Source organism: Pricia sp. (assembly GCF_041745955.1).
Lineage (GTDB): Bacteria > Bacteroidota > Bacteroidia > Flavobacteriales > Flavobacteriaceae > Pricia.
In genome coordinates, this window is the sequence record NZ_JBGTHY010000255.1 from 1 (window position 1) to 3,106 (window position 3,106).

The window sequence follows — 3,106 nt, forward strand, 5'->3', positions numbered from 1 at the left end:
ATTTTTTCGATCAAAAAAGCATCCGCGGTGCGGAATACCGAACCGATGTTGTTCAGGCTGCGGATATTGTCCAGTATGATAACGACGGGTGTTTTTTTGGCCTGCCTAAAACTGTCGACATCCAGTCGGTCGAGTTCTTCGTTCTTTAGTTTTCGCATTGACGGTTTCAGTATTTAAAATGTTATCATCAAATATCAACAAGGGTCAGGTTTCCAAGGCAAAAATAGTACATTCGTTTTGGTAGTGAGAAAAAACAAAATATTCCGATAAAAAATCCGCTTTGGCCGCATCGAAAAAAATAAGGAAGATAACCCCTTTGATGAAGCAGTACAATACCATCAAGACCAAATATCCTGATGCGCTGTTGCTATTTCGGGTGGGCGATTTTTACGAGACGTTTGGGGAAGACGCGGTAAAGGCCTCCCGTATTTTGGGGATTATCCTCACGCATAGGAACAATGGGGGCGACCGCACCGAATTGGCAGGGTTTCCACACCACTCGTTGAACACCTATTTACCAAAACTGGTCAAGGCCGGGCATCGGGTCGCCATCTGCGACCAGCTTGAAGACCCGAAGGCGACCAAGACCATCGTAAAGCGGGGGGTTACAGAACTGGTAACGCCTGGGGTCGCCATGAACGACGACATCCTTGATACCAAATCCAACAACTTTTTGTGCGCTGTACATTTTGGGCGAAAATTATTGGGAGTGTCGTTTGTCGATATTTCCACCGGTGAATTTTTGACCTCCGAAGGTACCGAGGAACAGATCGATAAACTGTTGCAGAATTTTGCCCCTAACGAGGTGTTGGTGGCCAAGACCCATAAAAAAGAGTTTGCCGAAGTTTTTGGTAACCGGTTCCACACCTTTTATATGGAAGATTGGGTGTTTCAAGAAGACTATGCCCTAGAAACCCTGACCAATCATTTCAAAACCCGTACGCTCAAAGGTTTCGGGGTCGACCATTTGAACCATGGCATCATAGCCTCCGGGGTGGTATTACATTATCTGTCCGAAACCCAGCACCGAAGGTTACAGCACATTAGCAGCTTGCAACGCATCGCCGAGGAAGACTATATTTGGATGGACCGGTTCACCACCAGAAACCTTGAGCTCTACCACTCCAACAACCAAAATGCGGTAACCCTGCTTGATATCATCGACCGGACCATTTCGCCCATGGGCGGGAGGATGCTGAAAAGATGGTTGGCGCTTCCGTTAAGGAATGTCGAAAAAATACGGATGCGGCATCAAGTGGTATCCCATTTATCCAAGGATGGGGCAATCCTACAAAAATTGCAGCATGCAATGAAGCAAATGGGGGATCTCGAACGGCTGATATCCAAAGTTGCCACGGGAAAAATCAATCCAAAGGAAACCATTCAACTGAAAAATTCACTGGAAGCTATCATCCCTATAAAACAACTGACTTCCCAAGTTGAAAACAAGGCGTTACAGACTATTGCCAATCAGCTAGATTCCTGCGATACGCTTCGGAACAAGATCAAGGAAATGCTTTGTGAAGAAGCGCCGGTGAACCTTTTGAAGGGTAAAACCATTGCCGATGGCTATTCCGACGAACTCGATGAGCTCCGAAACCTCGCCTTTTCGGGAAAGACCTATTTAGATAAAATGCTTGCCCGCGAAACCAAGCGCACGGGCATATCTTCCCTAAAAATAGCCTCCAATAACGTTTTCGGATATTATATAGAAGTGCGCAATACCCATAAAGACAGGGTGCCTCAAGAATGGACGCGCAAACAGACCTTGGTCAATGCCGAACGCTATATCACCGAGGAGCTTAAGGAATACGAGGCTAAAATATTGGGTGCCGAAGAGCGCATTCTCAGTTTGGAACAACAACTTTTCTCGCAATTGACCGTCTGGATGCAGGAGTACATCGCACCCGTTCAGAACAATGCCCAGCATATTGCACGGCTCGATTGCCTCTGCGGGTTTGCGCAACTAGCGAAAGAAAACAACTATGTCGAACCCGTAATCGACGATTCCACTGATATTATGATCAAGAACGGGCGACACCCGGTCATTGAAAAGCAGCTGCCCTTGGGCGAGGTCTATATCGCCAACGACTTGACGCTAAACCGTAACCAGCAACAGATCATTATGATTACCGGGCCGAACATGAGCGGTAAATCCGCTATTCTTCGCCAGACCGCCCTGATCGTACTTTTGGCACAGATGGGCAGTTTTATTCCCGCCGAATCCGCCAAAATCGGCTATGTCGATAAAATCTTTACCCGGGTTGGGGCCAGTGATAACATTTCGATGGGTGAATCGACCTTTATGGTCGAAATGAACGAGACGGCCTCGATCTTGAACAATCTCTCCGAGCGAAGTTTAGTGCTTTTAGATGAAATCGGGCGTGGTACCAGCACATACGACGGCATATCGATAGCCTGGGCGATCTCGGAATACCTGCACGAACACCCAGCGCGTGCCAAAACCCTGTTCGCTACCCATTATCATGAGCTGAACGAGATGGGCGAAACCTTTGAGCGCATCAAAAATTTCAATGTCTCCGTCAAGGAATTGAAAGACAACGTACTTTTTCTTCGAAAACTAACGGCAGGTGGCAGTGAGCACAGTTTCGGCATCCATGTAGCGAAAATGGCCGGAATGCCACAACAGGTGATTCACAAGGCCAATAAAATCTTGAAAAAACTAGAAAAATCGCATTCCAACGAAGAACTGACCGACACTTTGAAATCGGCACAGAACGAGATGCAGCTTAGCTTTTTCAACCTCGACGACCCGCTTTTGGAACAGATCAAGGAGGAGATTACCCATTTGGATATTAACACCTTAACGCCAGTTGAGGCACTGATGAAGCTGAACGAGATCAAAAGATTATTGACGCGGGATAAAAAGGCTAGTTCATGATGCGAATAGACCTGTCAAAGGTTTGTTGAATTTTGTATCGGTTTCAATCTAACAGGCAAAATTACGTTACTGGTAAACCTGACAAGTCTAGGCTAGAAACTTATAAAAGCTACTTAGAGTCTTACAACTTTTCGAGTCGTTGTTACTGATATTTTTCCCTTGCTTTTTCTTTGCATTTTACAGAATTGTATTAAATTTGCAACC

General features: G+C 46.0%; 1 protein-coding gene and 1 pseudogene. One reads left to right on the forward strand and one right to left on the reverse strand.

What is annotated here, in order from left to right; genetic code table 11:
• Window positions 1-158: pseudogene (locus ACEW8S_RS09135) on the reverse strand (TrmH family RNA methyltransferase); the annotation flags it as partial.
• A 161-nt stretch (window positions 159-319) separates the two neighbouring features.
• Between ACEW8S_RS09135 and mutS the strand changes: the two are divergent.
• The gene (gene mutS / locus ACEW8S_RS09140) at window positions 320-2,902 is read left to right on the forward strand and encodes a DNA mismatch repair protein MutS (RefSeq protein WP_373517850.1); all 2,583 of its coding nucleotides are present in this window, start codon (window positions 320-322) and stop codon (window positions 2,900-2,902) included.
• The last annotated feature ends 204 nt before the right edge of the window (window positions 2,903-3,106 follow it).

What these genes read in the sequence shown, in the direction of transcription:
- mutS (WP_373517850.1), top strand. Translation starts at nt 320, where the DNA reads ATGAAGCAGTACAATACCATCAAGACCAAATATCCTGATGCGCTGTTG.